General features: G+C 63.0%; 15 protein-coding genes. 5 read left to right on the plus strand and 10 right to left on the minus strand.

Annotated elements, in window-relative coordinates; genetic code table 11:
- Positions 1–81: 81 nt before the first annotated feature.
- Positions 82–2061 carry a putative bifunctional diguanylate cyclase/phosphodiesterase gene (locus tag NKI35_RS25410; protein WP_352741740.1) on the minus strand — a complete coding sequence of 660 codons (1980 nt, stop codon included), beginning with the start codon at positions 2059–2061 and terminating at the stop codon, positions 82–84.
- A gap of 267 nt (positions 2062–2328) precedes the next feature.
- Here NKI35_RS25410 and NKI35_RS25415 point away from each other — a divergent pair, with 267 nt between their 5' ends.
- Positions 2329–3375, plus strand: a complete 1047-nt coding sequence (locus tag NKI35_RS25415; protein ID WP_352741741.1) for a class I SAM-dependent methyltransferase — start codon at positions 2329–2331, stop codon at positions 3373–3375.
- 276 nt (positions 3376–3651) lie between these two features.
- Here the strand turns inward: NKI35_RS25415 and NKI35_RS25420 are convergent, their stop codons facing one another.
- The gene (locus NKI35_RS25420) at positions 3652–4545 is read right to left on the minus strand and encodes an SDR family oxidoreductase (RefSeq protein WP_352741742.1); all 894 of its coding nucleotides are present in this window, start codon (positions 4543–4545) and stop codon (positions 3652–3654) included.
- A 127-nt stretch (positions 4546–4672) separates the two neighbouring features.
- Here NKI35_RS25420 and NKI35_RS25425 point away from each other — a divergent pair, with 127 nt between their 5' ends.
- Positions 4673–5686 carry an AraC family transcriptional regulator gene (locus NKI35_RS25425; RefSeq protein ID WP_352741743.1) on the plus strand — a complete coding sequence of 338 codons (1014 nt, stop codon included), beginning with the start codon at positions 4673–4675 and terminating at the stop codon, positions 5684–5686.
- Here the strand turns inward: NKI35_RS25425 and NKI35_RS25430 are convergent.
- On the minus strand, positions 5680–6726 hold the full coding sequence (locus NKI35_RS25430; protein ID WP_352741744.1) for an alpha/beta fold hydrolase: 1047 nt from the start codon (positions 6724–6726) through the stop codon (positions 5680–5682). The genes NKI35_RS25425 and NKI35_RS25430 overlap by 7 nt on opposite strands.
- Positions 6727–6961: 235 nt before the next feature.
- On the opposite strand from NKI35_RS25430, the gene NKI35_RS25435 reads away from it, so the two are divergent.
- From NKI35_RS25435 to NKI35_RS25445, 3 genes are all read left to right on the plus strand, one after another.
- Positions 6962–7375: an organic hydroperoxide resistance protein gene (locus NKI35_RS25435; protein ID WP_352741745.1), complete on the plus strand. Its 414-nt coding sequence runs from the start codon at positions 6962–6964 to the stop codon at positions 7373–7375.
- Positions 7376–7511: 136 nt separating this feature from the next.
- Positions 7512–8249 carry a response regulator gene (locus NKI35_RS25440; protein WP_352741746.1) on the plus strand — a complete coding sequence of 246 codons (738 nt, stop codon included), beginning with the start codon at positions 7512–7514 and terminating at the stop codon, positions 8247–8249.
- Positions 8250–8254: 5 nt separating this feature from the next.
- Entirely contained in the window at positions 8255–9592 is a 1338-nt protein-coding gene (locus tag NKI35_RS25445; RefSeq protein WP_352741747.1) for an ATP-binding protein, read from the plus strand.
- Here the strand turns inward: NKI35_RS25445 and recQ are convergent, their stop codons facing one another.
- The 7 genes from recQ to NKI35_RS25480 form a co-directional block, all read right to left on the minus strand.
- A complete protein-coding gene (gene recQ, locus NKI35_RS25450; RefSeq protein ID WP_352741767.1) occupies positions 9593–11425 on the minus strand; it encodes a DNA helicase RecQ in 1833 nt (610 codons plus the stop codon).
- Between the two features lie 263 nt (positions 11426–11688).
- On the minus strand, positions 11689–12027 hold the full coding sequence (locus NKI35_RS25455; protein WP_352537813.1) for a cupin domain-containing protein: 339 nt from the start codon (positions 12025–12027) through the stop codon (positions 11689–11691).
- A gap of 10 nt (positions 12028–12037) precedes the next feature.
- Positions 12038–12805: a 2-dehydro-3-deoxy-D-gluconate 5-dehydrogenase KduD gene (gene kduD / locus NKI35_RS25460; RefSeq protein WP_352741748.1), complete on the minus strand. Its 768-nt coding sequence runs from the start codon at positions 12803–12805 to the stop codon at positions 12038–12040.
- Positions 12802–13659 (minus strand): 5-dehydro-4-deoxy-D-glucuronate isomerase, encoded by an 858-nt coding sequence (gene kduI, locus NKI35_RS25465; RefSeq protein ID WP_352741749.1) that lies wholly within the window; start codon positions 13657–13659, stop codon positions 12802–12804. The genes kduD and kduI overlap by 4 nt, the downstream gene beginning before the upstream one ends.
- A 23-nt stretch (positions 13660–13682) precedes the next feature.
- The gene (locus NKI35_RS25470; RefSeq protein ID WP_352741750.1) at positions 13683–14459 is read right to left on the minus strand and encodes a FadR/GntR family transcriptional regulator; all 777 of its coding nucleotides are present in this window, start codon (positions 14457–14459) and stop codon (positions 13683–13685) included.
- A 38-nt stretch (positions 14460–14497) separates the two neighbouring features.
- Positions 14498–15778 carry a TRAP transporter large permease gene (locus tag NKI35_RS25475; RefSeq protein WP_352741751.1) on the minus strand — a complete coding sequence of 427 codons (1281 nt, stop codon included), beginning with the start codon at positions 15776–15778 and terminating at the stop codon, positions 14498–14500.
- Complete coding sequence (locus NKI35_RS25480) at positions 15779–16342, minus strand: TRAP transporter small permease (protein WP_502897171.1); 564 nt, start codon at positions 16340–16342, stop codon at positions 15779–15781.
- Positions 16343–16369: the final 27 nt, after the last annotated feature.

Below are 16369 nucleotides of genomic sequence, written 5' to 3' on the forward strand. Positions count from 1 at the left end.
TGAATACATCTGCAAAATCTGGACAAAAGAGCCCGAACGATTCAGGCTCGATCCAACCCATCAAACCTTGGGACTAAACATCTAGGCAACGAGGCCTTCCCTCATTTGGTTTACGTCTTCGATCGGGACCGGATGCCCGGTGAGGAAGCCTTGCATCAAATCTACCCCCAGGCGCTGCAGCAATATGTACTGCTCTTCGGTTTCTACGCCCTCGGCGAGCACGACATGGCCGAGATTGCGCAGCAGTCCGACCATGTCCCGCAACAGGCTCAAGCCACGAGACGTCTGGCAATCGTGGAGGAAGCTGCGATCGATCTTGACCACGTCGAATTTGAAACGGCGCAGCCATGTCAGGCCGGCAAATCCCGTTCCGAAGTCGTCCAGCCAGATCTGAACGCCCAGTTTTCGCAACCGCTCCACGTTTCTTACCGCTTGCGCCTCCAGAAAGATGTCACTGCCTTCGGTGATTTCGATGGCCAGTTTCTGGGGCGCAAGGCCGTGCCTGCCAAGGATTTCGGTGATCCGGAGCGAAAAGTTGGGAGCCTTGAGCTGAAGAACGGAGACGTTCACCGTCACGACCGAGCCCAATCCGTATTCCGCCATGTCACCGCAGGCTCGATCGATCAGCCACGTACCCAGTTCCACGATCGCTCCGGTCTGCTCGGCAACGGGTATGAATACGGACGGACCGATCATGGTGCCATCGAAGTCGCACAGCCGCATCAGAGTCTCGTGGCCCAGCACGCGTCCAGACGCCAGGTCGAAAATTGGCTGGTAGGCGACAGAAACGAGCTGGTTGGAAATTGCCAGCTTCAGCAGTTCTGAAAGATTTTCGCCGGAGCGATCCTGGCTGGTGGCGTGCGGGTCGTAAATCGTGAACGTAGCCCGACCGGCAAACTTGGACGCGTAGAGTGCGCGGTCCGCTTCCTGCAGCAGGATTCTAAGCTCTATGCTCTGATCGGCGCGCGTCAACGACGCTCCGGCACTGATCGTGACGATGTTGAGCTTGTCGCCCCGATCAGGGTGGTAGATATCCAAATCCTCTACAGCGCGACAGAATTTCTTCGTTATCTCATGAAGGTGAGCCCGCCCGGTGACCTTGCAGAGAATGACGAATTCTTCTCCGCCATAGCGGGCCGCGATGGCGTTGTTGGCAGCCGCCATCTCGGAAAGGACATGGGCGAGTTTGATCAGGCAATCGTCGCCGGCCTGGTGACCAAGTCCGTCATTAAACCTTTTGAAGTAGTCGACGTCGATCAGAATGAGGCCTATCTCGTCGTCGTCCGCGGCCCAGTCTTCGCGCAGCTCCGAGAATTCTCGAATGATCGCCCTGCGGTTCTTCATTCCCGTGAGCGGATCGGTGTCGGCGATTTCAGTTAGCTTTTGCCCCTTCTTGATAGCAGCCTGCTCCTGGAATTGTGCCCGAAGCGCGTGCAGGAAAGTCTGGTACCGCTCCAGACTCAGCCGCCAGGAAAGATAAAGCGACAAGACGAGGCAGTTCACGAAATAGGCCGACAACACGACCCGACCGGCGATGTCGGCCTGAAGGGAGAACATCGCGGCGTACACAAAGCTTGCGGCGACCGTCGCGGAGGCAAGGGCCGAAAGCCAAAAACGGAAGTTGAAGAACAGATTCGCACCCAGGATGAACACTGTGCCAAAAACCATGAAATGGGAGAGGGCATCCTGATGCTCTGTTCCAACAGCGGAGACGAGCCACCCAAGGGCACCGGAGACAATCGCCAGCGCTGCTACAAGGTGCAAGGTGGCAAGGGCAAAGCCCCGTCGGGCGACAAATTCGACAAGCGCCAGGGAAGTGACCCCTAGCGTAACGCGCGTCAAAACAAGCCGGCCGGCGACATCCGGAAAGAGAAACCAATCGAAAAGGCCATAGGCCACATAGCTGAATACAGCAGCCGCAATACCCCATCGCACAAGGCTGCGATTCTCATCGGCATCCTTCTGCAGGAACAGTGTCAGGAGTTCCGGATCGGCGGAATGCCACCGCGGACGTCCAATCGCTGCCGCCACCTTCTGGGCAACGTCCTCGCTCAGTTGCATCGCAACGCTCCTCCGCGATCTGCAGTAGCGAATGCAACAGCCGACGTCGCCTGCGGTCGGGGAATGAAGACGTCCCTGTCCGCAAGAAAAGTCAGATGTCGCTAACCGAGGGTAAACGGGCGGTTCGGATTTAGCCAGTTTGCAGGATTGATGGCCGTTCCGTTGATTAAAATTTTACTTAAATTTTATTAAAATTGTTAGCATTGGTTGGCGGCGCACCTATGCTGCTGGCCGGGGACCGGGGCGGTAAACCGGAGAGTAAACGGCATGCCTATCAAGCCAAAACTGCAGCTCGACCAATACAGCCTGGTCACCACTAGGCTGATGAAGAAACATGTTGCGACCTCCGAAGAGGCGGCTGACTCCGACGAGTTGAGGGACAGCACGGCCCAGCTCGCCCTGATACTGGACCTTGCTCATCAAGCCTTTGCGCGAAACAAACCGGCCGCCCCCGTCGTCCATCGTTTGGCGGGGCGACTCCACAAGCTCCGCCGGCAGGTTGCTATCGCGGTTTGGCAGAAACTCGTTCCTTTGGCTCAGCAGCATCGGGTCGCGGAATATTTGCTCCAGGACCCGTTCACGCGGTGGTCGGTCGAAAAACCGCGCGGGTATTCGGGCGATGCAGGCCTGCTGGATATTTACTACAAGCATCCGATCGCCGACGAGATCGTGGCCTCGTCGACCTTACTTGGTCGGCAAATCTATGCGTACACCAGTGAAGCTGCCAGTTCGGTGGCGGGGCGCGAGCGGCGGGATATTCTGGCCAGGACCGTGGACGAGACGGCCAGCAGTGTGGAAAAGGCTGAGGTGCTGGCGATTGCCTGCGGCCACCTCAGGGAAGCCGAACGCTCCGACGCGTTGGCCAGGCATAAACTGCAGCGTTGGATCGGCCTGGATCAGGACCCCGTCAGCGTAGCCACGGTGAACCACGACTTTGCCGGCACGGCAGTCGAGGCAGTCCAGGGTTCCGTACGCGGCATCCTGCGCCGCGCCTACGCCCTTGGCACATTCGATCTCGTCTACGCATCGGGGCTTTACGATTACCTGCCGCGTGCCATCGGCGTCCGCCTGCTTCAAAGAGCCATGGAACTCGTCAAGCCCGGTGGCGAATTCCTGTTTGCCAATTTCAGCGACGAGATAACGACGGATGGTTACATGGAGACTTTCATGGATTGGCCGCTCATCCTACGTTCGGCCGACGATATGTGGGACATCATCAATGCCGCCCTCGGCGGGAGTCCTTTCGACGCGAAAGTCTACTATGGCTCGAACCGGAATATCGTCTACGGCAAGGTGAGGAAGGGCGATTTCTAACTAGGCGCGGGAATCGCGCGCGCATCCCCGTAACAAGGTAGGTCTGCCATGACGAGGCCATGCCTTCGCCGGCTTTCCGGCGACGGGCGAGCAGGTCGTCCGGGCTGCGGGCGGCCTACGCCGTGTTCGTTCTGATTGCCGCCATACAGATGTGGCGGCGGTTCCAGCAGCACGACAGTGCTGCCCGCTCGGCGGGCTGCGTCTGGCCGTGTTGCTGGCACTGCCGCTGATCGCCAGGCTGTCGGTCGTGCAATGCAACGCGACTGGCCGGCCTGATCAGGCCTCGAAATAGCGGGCACGATCGAGATCGGCGATGAGCCCCGGCCCGGTCGGCTGCCATCCCAGCGCAGTGCGGGTCTGCTCACTTGACGCCGACAAGTCCCTGCCGATGAAATGCCCGAGAAAGCCGAAATGCGCAGCCGCGTCCTCGGAGCCTATGGAAACGACCGGCAGGCCGAGCCGGCGGCCGATGATCTCGGCGGTCTCTTTGCTCGCCACGCCCTGTTCGGCAACCGCATGATAGCTGACGCCGCCCGCCCCCTTCTGCACCGCCAGCCTGTACAGGGTGGCGGCGTCGAACCGGTGCACCGCCGCCCAGCAATTTGCGCCGTCGCCGACATAGGCCGAGACGCCCTTTTCACGCGCAATGGCAATCAGCATCGGCACGAAACCGTGATCGCCCTCGCCATGGACGGTCGGCGCCAGCCGCACCGTCGATGCGCGCACCCCGCGCGCTGCGAGCGCCACGGCCGTTGCTTCCGAAGCGCGCGGCATGGCGGCCGATGGAGGCGCGGGTTTGTCGTCTTCGGTTGCCGGCCTTCCCTGCGCAAAACCGGCGAGGCCGGAGGTGACAAGCAGCGGTCGCTCGGAACCCTCGAGCGCCGCGCCGAGCGTTTCGATGGCGCGCTGGTCAACTGCGCAACTGGCGGCGAATCTCGAAAAGTCGTGGTTGAAGGCCGTGTGGATGACGCCATCCGATTGGGCAGCGCCGCTGCGCAGGCTGTCGAAATCCTCGATATCGCCGCGATGCGCCTCGGCACCCGCGGCCACGATCGACTCCGCACCTGCTTCCGACCGCGCGAGGCCAAGCACCTGATGGCCCGCCCCGAGCAATTCCCGCACCACAGCCGAACCGACAAAACCGGTAGCCCCGGTAACGAACACACGCATGATCATTTCTCCTTGGTTTTCGGCGAAGGCCGTACAGGCAGCCCGTTGCCGAAGGAGATAGAAGGTTGCGATCATACGATCTATGCGGTAAAATCCGAAATATCTTCGCAATCGTCCCAGAACCCTCATGGATCCGCTGTCAGACGTGCTGTCGCTGCTGAAGCCGCGCAATTACCTGTCCGCCGGCCTGGAAGCCGGTGGCGACTGGGCGATCCAATTCCCCGACCAGCAGGCAGCGATCAAATGCGGAGCGGTGGTGTCCGGCCAATGCTGGCTGTCGGTTGAGGGCGTCCCTGACGCGGTGCGGCTGGACGTGGGCGACTGTTTCCTGTTGCCGCGCGGCCGCCCTTTCCGGCTTGCCAGCGATCTCGGCCTGACGACGGTCGATGCCCGAACGATCTTTTCACCGGCACGCACCGGCGGCATCACTGTCCATAATGGCGGCGGCGATTTCCTCCTGGTCAGCAGTCGCTTCACGCTGTCCGGCGACCATGCCGGCATCCTGTTGCGGATGCTGCCGCCCATCGTCCACATCCGCGCCGAGAGCGACCATTCGGCGCTGCGCTGGCCGGTGGAGCGGATGATGCAGGAATTGCGCCAGCGGCGTCCCGGCGGCTTTCTCATCGTCGAGCACCTCGCCCACATGATCCTGATCGAGGCCTTGCGCCTGCATATGACGGCGCAAGGCAATGTCGGCTGGCTGTTCGCGCTGACCGACAGGCAGATCGGCGCGGCGATCGGCGCCATGCACGAGGACCCGGCGCATGGCTGGACATTGCAGCAACTGGCGGAGCGCGCCGGCATGTCGCGATCGACTTTTGCGCTCAGATTCAAGCAGACGGTCGGGGCCTCACCCCTGGATTATCTGACGCGCTGGCGCATGATGCTGGCCGGCGACAGGCTGATGCATTCCGGCGATCCGGTTTCCGTCATCGCGCTGGCGCTCGGCTACGAATCCGAAAGCGCCTTCAGCACGGCATTCAAGCGCGTCATGGGCTGTTCGCCGCGCCAATACAGCCGCCGGGAGCCGGACCTGACTGCGCAGGGCCTGAGTCTAGAGGCTGTAGGGGAGGCGCTTCGTGTCTTCCCACAACGGGCGGCCATTGGCCGCCCGTTTCGTTATCAGCGACAGGATCAATAACCGTCGACGTCGATGACTGCCTGGGCGAAAGCCTGCGGCGCTTCCTGCGGCAGATTGTGGCCGATTCCGCCCTCGATGGTCCGATGCGTATATTTGCCCGAGAACTTGTTGCGATAGGCCGTCGGGTTGAGATGCGGCGCACCATTGGCGTCGCCCTCGAGCGTGATTGTCGGCACGCTGATGACCGGGCCAGCGGCGAGCCGGTTTTCCAGATCGTCATATTGCGGATCGCCCGCCGCCAGCCCGCCGCGCCAGCGGTAATTGTGAATGACGATGGCGACATGGTCAGGATTGTCGAAGGCCGCGGCGCTGCGATCGAAAGTGGCGTCGTCAAAATTCCATTTCGGTGACGCCGTCTGCCAGATCAGCTTGGCGAAATCATGCCGGTATTTGTCGTAGCCGGCCGCGCCGCGCTCGGTGGCGAAATAGAACTGATACCACCAGTCATGCTCGGCGCTCGGTGGCAACGGCACCTTGCCGGTCTTGATGTTGCTGACGAGATAGCCGCTCACCGAGACCAGCGCCTTTGCGCGTTCCGGCCACAGCGCCGCAATGATGCAGGCGCAGCGCGCGCCCCAGTCGAAACCGGCAAGGATAGCCTTGGGGATACCGAGCGCATCCATCAGCGCGACGATGTCCTGGGCGACCACCGATTGCTGGCCGTTGCGCATCGTCTCGGCGGACAGGAAGCGCGTCGCGCCATAGCCGCGAAGATAGGGCACGATCACCCGGTAGCCCGCCGACGCCAGCAGCGGCGCGACATCGACAAAGGCGTGGATATCGTAGGGCCAGCCCTGCAGAAGAACGACCGGCGGCCCGTCGGCCGGACCGGCCTCGGCATAGCCGATGTCGAGGACGCCGGCCTTGATCTGCTTCAGCGCGGCGAAGGTCGTGTTCGTCCCTGGGCTGACCGTGGGCAGGGTCGCCGCCTTTGCCGTGCCGGCTAACGCGCCTGTCGAGCCGACCATGCCGGCGGCAGCGATAGTCAGAGCCGCCGTACCAAAGAAGCGGCGGCGGTCGTGGTTGATTTCGTCGGTCATGGGTTTCTCCTACTGATTTGATACCTGCTGGAAAGAATGGCCTCGGTGTATCTCGCATGTGTCCCCATCCGTTCAAATTGAAAGCGGATGTAGCAAGCCGGCGCTCAGATACATTGCGATACATTTCCAGCCGATCAGCACACAATCGGGATACGTCGCTTGCCTCTTATGCGGATGTCGCTGGCCTCCGGGCTATCGCGGCTCAACGCTATCCCTCCCTCAAGGAAATTATTCCATGACGACGATCGAAAAAGTCCTCTACACCGGCAAGACCCACACCACGGGCGGCCGCGACGGCGCATCCCGCAGCTCGGACAGCCATCTCGACATCAAGCTTTCACCACCCGGCACCGGCGCCGGCACCAATCCGGAGCAGCTGTTCGCAGCCGGCTGGTCGGCCTGCTTCATCGGCGCCATGGGCCTTGCGGCACGCAAGATGAACGTCGCCTTGCCGTCCGATGTCGCCGTCGATGCCGAAGTCGACCTGGCCACATCCGAGGGCGGCTATCTGCTGCAGGCCCGTCTCAATGTCAGCCTTCCCGGTGTGGATCGGGAAACTGCCCGCGCTGTGGTGGACGGAGCGCATCAGACCTGCCCCTACTCCAAGGCGACGCGTGGTAACATCGGCGTCACGATCGAGCTGGTCTAGCCAACTGGCAAAAACAACGGCATCGCTGCCGGCAGCTTATCGCGTCTCGCGGATACACTGCCGGCGGCACTTGATGCACTTTCCCTAGGGAAAATGTACAGGTGACATCAGGCGAAGAAGACAGGAAGCATCCACGATGGATCATGTCGATCACATCCTGATCGTCGATGACGATCGCGAAATCCGCGAGCTGCTCTCGGGCTACCTCAAGAAGAACGGCCTGCGCGCCACCGCCGTGCCGGACGGCCGGCAGATGCGCGCCTTCCTCGATACGGATTCCGTCGACCTCGTCATCCTCGATGTGATGATGCCCGGCGATGACGGCCTCGTTCTGTGCCGGCAATTGCGCGCCGGCAAGCACAAGGCAACGCCGATCCTGATGCTGACCGCCCGCAACGACGAAACCGACCGGATCGTCGGCCTGGAACTGGGCGCGGACGACTATCTGGTGAAACCTTTCGCCGCGCGCGAGCTTCTGGCCCGCATCAACGCTGTGCTGCGGCGAACCCGCATGCTGCCGCCAAATCTCCAGGTGACGGAGACCGGGCGTCTGCTCAAATTCGGCGCATGGCGCCTCGACACCGTCGCGCGTCACCTTCTCGACGAGGATGGCACCGCGATCGCGCTCAGCGGCGCCGAATACCGGCTGCTCTGCGTCTTCGTCGACCATCCGCAGCGTGTCCTGAACCGCGACCAGTTGCTGAACCTGACGCAGGGGCGCGAAGCCGAGATCTTCGACCGCTCCATCGACCTGCTGGTCAGCCGCCTGCGCCAGCGCCTGCGCGACGACGCGCGCGAACCCGCCTACATCAAGACGGTGCGCAGCGAAGGCTATGTGCTGTCGATGCCCGTCGAAATCAGCGAGCCGGGTTGAGCCCGATGGCGACATCCCGGCGCTTCCGGCCTTGGCCGCGCACATTGCGCTCCCGGCTGTTCCTGATCCTGCTCGCCGGCCTGATCGTGGCGCAGGGTCTTTCCTTTGTGCTCCTGATCGCAGAGCGCTTCGCCTCAGCCCAGACGATCATGACCGATACGCTGGACAGGGACGCGAAGGCGGCGATCGCCATACTCGACCGCGTTCCCGCGGCGGAACGGTCGCAATGGCTGCCGCTGCTCGACCGGAATACCTATCGCTATGTATTGGGGCCGGGCCTGCCGGGGGTGCCCGAGCTGACCGGCCGGGGCCCGTTGATAGGCGCGACCATAAGCGCTGCAGCCGGCCCGCGTTTCCTAGTGAGGGTCGAGGCCATTCCCGCTGACGGAAACCGTCTTCAGGCGCATTTGACGCTAAGCGATGGCGCACCGCTGACCATCGATGTCCACCCCTCGCTGATGCCGCTGGCGCGCTGGCTGCCCTATGTGCTGGTGGCGCAGCTGCTTTTGCTCGTGCTGTGCAGCTGGTTCGCCGTCCGGCTGGTCATCCGTCCGCTTGTCGATCTGGCCAACGCCGCCGACAAACTCGATCCGGGCAAGCCAACGCCACGTCTCAGCGAATCCGGACCTCTGGAAATCGCGCATGCGGCGACCGCCTTCAATTCGATGCGCGAGCGCATTGCCGAGCACCTCGAAGAGCGCATGCAGATCCTTGCCGCGATCTCCCATGATCTGCAGACGCCAATCACCCGCATGAAGCTGCGCGCCGAACTGTCGGACGAGACGCCGGGGAAAGAGAAGCTGATGCACGATCTGGCCGAGATCGAGAACCTCGTGCATGAGGGCGTGGCCTATGCCCGCAGTGCCCGCGGCAGCCTCGAAAAGCCGTCGCGGATCGACCTCGGCTCCTTCGTCGAAAGCCTGGTGTACGACTACCAGGACACTGGCAAGGCCGTGTCGGCCGGTGCGGAAATCGATGCCGCGGTGGTGACGCGCCCGCAAGCGCTGCGGCGCATCCTCACCAACCTCGTCGACAATGCGCTGAAGTTCGCCGGCGAGGCGGAGGTCTCGGCGGCAAAAGGGCTTGGCGACCACGTCGTCATAAGTGTGCTCGATCGCGGCCCCGGCATTCCGCACGACCAGCTCGAAGCGGTCCTGCAACCGTTCTTCCGCCTTGAGCAATCGCGAAACCGCGGCAGCGGCGGAGCGGGATTAGGCCTGGCAATCGCCTATCAATTGTCGCTTGCTATCGAAGGCAGGCTGGAACTGAAAAACCGACCCGGCGGCGGATTGATCGCCGAAATCCATTTGCCCGATCGGATGCAGGCGAGCCGCAACGCGTAGTCACCCGCCAGCTTGATGTTCGGCAATGGCGCTCAGAAAAACCTTGCCGAACTCCTTGAGCTTGGCCGCACCGACGCCATTCACCCCGGCGAAATCGTCGAGGTCTTGCGGACGACGCTCGGCCATGTCGATCAGTGTACGATCCGAAAACACCACATAGGCCGGCACCTGGCGTTCCTTGGCCAGACGCAGCCGCAGTGTCTTCAGCGTCGCGAGCAGCGACGCATCGACATTTTCGCTCTGAGGGCTCTGCCCGGCACGAGCCGCGCGGCGCGCGGCGCGCGTGCGCATCTCGACCCTATACTGGAACGGCACCTCGCCCCGGCCGAGTGCGTGGCCCTTGTCCGCGATGGCCAACCCGCCATGGCCGGCCGGGTCCGGCATCAGGAAACCGTTCGCGACCAGCTGGCGAATCATAGATTGCCAAAAATCCTTCTTGTGCGCGGCGCCATTGCCGAAGGCTGCCAGCCTGTGATGCCCCCTTGCCGCGATCTTTTCAGTCTCGTGGCCGATCAGGATGTCGATGACATGGCCGGCGCCGAAGCGCTCGCCGCTCTGCGCCACCGCCGCCAGGATGAGGCGCGCCTCGGCGGTGCCGTCGGCGCGCGGCGCCTGTTCCAGGCAATTGTCGCAATTGCCGCAAGGGACCGCCTCTTCACCGAAATAACCGAGCAGCACCTGGCGGCGGCACTCGGCCGTCTCGCAATAGCCGATCAGCGTATCGAGCCGGCCATGCGAGCGGCGCTTGTGTTCGACAGCGGCGTCCTCGTCGTCGATGAACATGCGGCGCATGCGGATGTCGCCAAGGCCGTAAAGCATATGCGCCTCCGCCGCCCGGCCGTCGCGACCGGCGCGGCCGATTTCCTGGTAATAGGCTTCGAGGCTGCCCGGCAGGTCGGTGTGGAAGACATAGGCGACATCAGGCTTGTCGATCCCCATGCCGAAGGCGATGGTCGCCACCATGACGACGCCCGACAGCGTCATGAAGGCGTTCTGGTTGGCATCGCGCGCCTCCTTGCTCATCCCGGCGTGATAGGCGAGCGCGGTCACGCCGTTCTTTTCGAGAAACGCCGCCATCTCTTCGGTCTTCTTGCGCGACAGGCAATAGACGATGCCGCTGCGTCCCTGATGGCGCCCGATGAAATTGAGCAACTGCCGCTTGCTGTCCTGCTTGGGCTCGATGGCGAGCTTGATGTTGGGACGGTCGAAGCCGAGCACCTGCGTTTCCACGCGGCCGCCAAACAGCCGCGTCTCGATGTCTGCCCGCGTCGTCTCGTCCGCCGTTGCCGTCACCGCAATGATCGGCACGTCGGGAAATATGCCGCGCAGTTGCGAAAGGTCCTCGTATTCGCGTCGGAACGCCGGCCCCCACTGCGAAATGCAATGCGCCTCGTCGATGGCGATCAGGCTGACGTCGAGCTTAGCCAACGCATTTAGCATGCGCTCGGTCATCAGCCGTTCCGGAGCGAGATAGAGCAGACGCGTCTGCCCGGACGCAACGCGGCGCCATGCCGCGACATTGGCATCACGGTCGATCGAGGAGTTGATCGTGTCGGCGGCGACGCCGGCGAGGCGCAGTGCCGCGACCTGATCCTGCATCAGCGCCACCAGCGGCGAAACGACGATGGTCAGCCCGCCCTTGACCAGCGCCGGGACCTGATAGCAGAGCGACTTGCCGGCACCCGTCGGCATGACGGCCAGCACATGACGGCCGGCAAGCAGCGCCTCCATCACCGCGGCCTGTCCGGGACGGAAATCGTCGAAGCCGAACACGTCCTTGAGGACGCGCCGTTTGGGATCGTGCGTCGGCACGCTTGTCGTCGATATCTGCATCACTGATGTTTTTGCGATCGGCCGCCCGAAGCAGCGGCCTGGACAGAACGATTAGCGCAGCCCCTGCCCGACCACAACAAGCAGCAGCATTACCCCACCGGCGGTCGACCTGATTGGCACGTTAAACCTATCTTCACCATGTTGCGGCACCGTCCAACCCTGCGGCGATGTTTCGAGTACCGCTGCGCCACGAGCGCACAGGCAACAGACCCGCGCCTCCCAGGAGGCGCGGGTTTCCTGTTTCTCGAATTGCCGAAAACGGCTCAGGCCAGGAAATCGGCCCGATGCGGGGTAAAGCTGTCGACCAGGCGCCCGGCCTCCAGCGCCTTCACGCCGTGCACCAGATTGGACGGCACGATGAAGCTGCCACCGGTCTCGATTGTTTCGGTGCGGCCGTCGATGGTCACCTCGAAGCGACCTTCGGCGACATAGCTGGCCTGGACATGCGGGTGCGAATGCAGTGCGCCGACGCCGCCCTTGTCGAAGCCGAACTCGACCATCATCAGCTCATCGGTGGAGACGAGAACGCGGCGTCTGTTGCCGTCCGGCGTCGGCGTCCAGGCGCTCTCGTCTGGCTGGGCGAAAATCTTAGCTTCAATCATGACCATCTCCTCACCGGGCCAGCCAGCCGCCGTCCACGGGAACCACCGCGCCATGCATATAGTCGGACGCCGGCGCCAGCAGGAAGACAGCGGCATCGCCTATGTCTTCCGGTCCGCCCCAGCGCCCGGCCGGGATGCGCGCCAATATAGCGGCGCTGCGGTCGGGATCGGCGCGCAACGCCTCGGTGTTGTTGGTTTCAATATAGCCGGGCGCAATGGCGTTGACGTTGATGCCTTTTGCCGCCCATTCGCAGGCCAGCAGCCGGGTTATGCCGAGCGCGCCATGTTTCGACGCGGTGTAGGACGCGACACGAATACCGCCCTGGAAACTCAGCACCGAGGCGATGTTGACGATCTTGCCGCGCTGCCCGGAATCGGCCAGCACGCGCCTGGCAAAACCCTGGCTGAGGAAGAACAGCGTCTTCAGATTGACGTCGATGACGTCGTCCCAATCGGCCTCGGAGAAATCGACCGCATCGGCGCGGCGGATGATGCCGGCATTGTTGACCAGCCCGTCGATCGGGCCGGTCTTCTCCCACACCTGGTCGAGCATGGCATTGGCGGCAACATGATCGGCGAGATCGCACCGCACAGTCTCGAACTGGCCGCCGGCTTCCGCGACTTGTCTTTCCGTGTCGTCCATCACAGAGCGGCCGACACCGATGACGATGCCGCCGGCGCGCGCGATCGAGACCGCGATGCCCTGGCCGATGCCGGTGTTTGCGCCGGTGACCAGGACGCGCTTGCCGGCCAGGCTGAAGGAGGAATGGCCGCTCAACGCAGTTCGCCCAGCGGCACCGGGTCGACATCGGTGTAGTCGACATTGTCGCCGGCCATCGCCCAGATGAAGGCATAGTTCGAGGTGCCGGCCCCCGAATGGATCGACCAGCCCGGCGACAGCACCGCCTCCTCGTTGGCCATCACCAGATGCCGCGTTTCGTCCGGCTCGCCCATGAAATGGAAGACGCGCGCCGTCTCCGGCAGGTCGAAATAGAGATAGGCCTCCATGCGCCGGTCATGCACATGGCAAGGCATGGTGTTCCACACCGAGCCCGGCGCCAGCTGCGTCATGCCGACGACCAGTTGGCAGGTCTTGACGCCATCGGCATGGATGAACTGGAAGATGGAGCGTTCGTTGCAGGTTTCCTTGCTGCCGAGATCGAGGCGCTTGGCATCGCCAATGCGGATCAGCCGGTTGGGATGGGTGTGATGCGCAGGCGCGCTGAGCAGATAGAATTTGGCCGGTGCGCCCTCATCGGCCGATGCGAACGAAACGTCGGTGCTGCCCATGCCGAGATAGAGCATGTCGCGCGCCTGCAACTGGTGGGTCTCGCCATTTGCCGTCACCGAGCCGGCGCCGCCGATATTGACGATGATCAGTTCGCGGCGGTCGAGAAAATTCTTGGTGCCCGTCGGCTTGATCGCTTCCAGCGGCAGCGGCGCTGCCGCCGGCACGGCGCCGCCGACGATCATGCGGTCATAGTGGGTGTAGGTCAGGCTGACGCGTCCCGGCTGGAACAGGTCGTCAATATGGAAGTTGTGACGCAGCTCGTCGGTTCCCATGGACGCTGCGGCGACCGGGCCGATGGCGAAACGCGAGGTGAATTCGGTATGCGGGTGGCTTTGAGTCATTGCTGCTCCAGCTGAATGAATGGCTATTTGGTTGCCGACGCCTTGACCGAGTCGGCGTAGTAGACCTGGCGGGCGTGCAGCCGCTCGCGGTAGCGCTCTTGGCTGGCGGTGAGATGGGTGCGCATCGCCTCGCGCGCGGCTTCGGCGTCGCCTGACGTGATCGCATTCAGGATCACCAGATGCTCGCGCTGCAGCCCGCGCTGATAGCTGTCGGATTGCACAAGTTCCGTCGACCAGGGCGAGGTCACGTCGCAAGGAATGGCGCGGCGGCCCAGCACATCGAGCATCTCGACATAGAACGGGTTGTTGGTGGCGCTGGCGATCGCACGGTGGAACGCGAGATCGGCCGGGCCGGTCGGCTCGCTGTTGAGCAGCAGCCGTTCGAACTCGAAGAAGGCTTCCTGGATCGCCGCTTCCTGCGCGGCGTTGCGGCGAATGGCGGCGAGCCCGGCCGATTCGATTTCGACGGCCAGGCGCACTTCGAGCACATTGAGCGCGATGGAATCCTTGCTGCCCATGTCGGCGGCGAGCGCGCCGAACATCGTTGAGATGTGCTCGGTGACGAACACGCCGGCGCCCTGGCGCGCCTCGACCAGCCCGTCGGCGGCGAGCTTGGCCAGCGCTTCGCGGATGACGGTGCGGCTGACGCCGAAGGTCTCGGTCAGTTGTCCTTCGGTCGGCAATTTGTAGCCGGGCAGGATCTCGCCCGCCTGCAGCTGCTTGCGGATCGCAGCGACGACGGTCTCCGACAGTTTGGGTTTTCTCTCGACCCTGAGATCAACAGCCCTATCCGATGCCATATCGCACCCCTGTTTGAAGACGTCTATTTGAAGACGCCCTATTTGAACACGCTCGGCAACCAGAGCGAAATCGCCGGAATATAGGTGACCAGCCCCAGGACCACGATGCCCGCGCCATAGAACGGCCAGATCGAGCGCATCGCTTCCCAGACCGTAATCTTGCCGACGGCACAGGCGACGAACTGCACCGTGCCGACCGGTGGCGTGTTGAGCCCAATGCCGAGATTGAGGATGGTGATGACGCCGAAATGCACGGGGTCGACGCCGTAATGGGTGACCAGCGGCAGGAAGATCGGCGTGCAGATGATGATCATCGGCCCCATGTCCATGAAGGTGCCGAGCAGCAGCATCAAGACGTTGAGCAGAAGCAGCACCACCAGCGGATCGGTGGAGATGGCGTTCATGCCTGCGATCAGCAGCACCGGCACTTTGAGATAGGCCATCAGCCAGCTGAACGAGGCCGCCGTGCCGATGATCAGCAGCACCATCGAGGTCGTGCGCACCGCGCCCTTTGTGGCATGGACGAAATCGCTCCAGGCCATCGACCGATAGACGAAGACGGTGACCAGCAAAGCGTAGATGATGGCGATGCAGGAGCTTTCCGTCGCCGTGAAAATGCCCGAGCGGACGCCACCGAAGATGATGCCGATGAGCAGAAGTCCGGGCACGGCGATCACCGCCAGTTGGCCGACGCGCGAGAAGCCCGGGAAGGCTTCGACCGGGTAGCCGCGGCTGCGGGCGACGAAATAGGCGGTCACCATCAGCGAAGCCGCGAACAGCAGACCCGGCAGGATGCCGGCCGTGAACAGATCGGCGATCGAAATCTTGCCGCCGCCTGCGATCGAATAGATGATCATGTTCTGCGACGGCGGCAGAAGCAGCGCGATCAGCGCCGCCATCGACGTCACGTTGACGGCGTAATCGGCGCCGTAGCCGCGCGCTTTCATCTGCGGGATCATCAGCCCGCCGACGGCGGCGGCTTCAGCCACCGCCGAGCCGGAAATGCCGCCGAACAATGTCGCGGCGATGATGTTGACCTGGCCGAGCCCGCCCCTGACATGGCCGACCAGCGAGCCGGCAAAAGAAACGATGCGTTGAGCGATGCCGCCGCGCACCATCAGATCGCCGGCGAAGATGAAGAACGGGATCGCCATCAGCGAGAACGCCGACATGCCGGATTTCAATTGCTGGAACACCACCAGCGGCGGCAGGCCGAGATAGATGACGGTGGCGAAGGACGCCGCACCCAGGCAAAAGGCGATCGGCGTGCCGGCAAACATCAAAAGCGTGAAGACGCCAAACAGGATCCAGAGTTCCATCTAGGCCTCCTGCACGGCCGGCATTTCCGGCACTTCCTCGAGATTGATATCCTTGTCGATGTCGGCGCCGGACCAGCGCAGCACGATGCGTTCGGCCGAGAACAGGCAGATCAGAAAGCCGCCGGCGGCCAGCGGCAGATAGTCGAAACCGCCGGGAAGCTCGAGCGCCGGGATGATGGTCCGCCAGGTCAGCCCGACCAGCTTGCAGCCGTACCAGACCATGCCGAAGCCGAAGCCGAACGCGATCAGGTCGGACAGGGTGCGCAGCGCCCATTTGCTGCCCTTGGGCAGGATATAGAGCAGCACGTCGAAGCCCATATGGTAATTCTCGCGCACGCCGACGGCAGCGCCCAGGAAGATGAACCAGTTCATCAGCATGATGGCGGTGACTTCGGTCCAGCTCGGTGACGCGTTGAGCACGAAGCGGGAAAACACCTGGTAGGCAACAAGCGCGGTCATGGCGACCATCCCGATGCCCGCGAGATAGAGCGCACCGTCGCAAATCTTCGAAAGCACCGCACTGAAGCGCGGTGGCGCTCCGCTCCTGGCCGTTCCCGCAGTCATCCGATCCTCCCGGTCTTTCCGTCCCCT

Source organism: Mesorhizobium sp. M0676 (assembly GCF_040320535.1).
Lineage (GTDB): Bacteria > Pseudomonadota > Alphaproteobacteria > Rhizobiales > Rhizobiaceae > Mesorhizobium.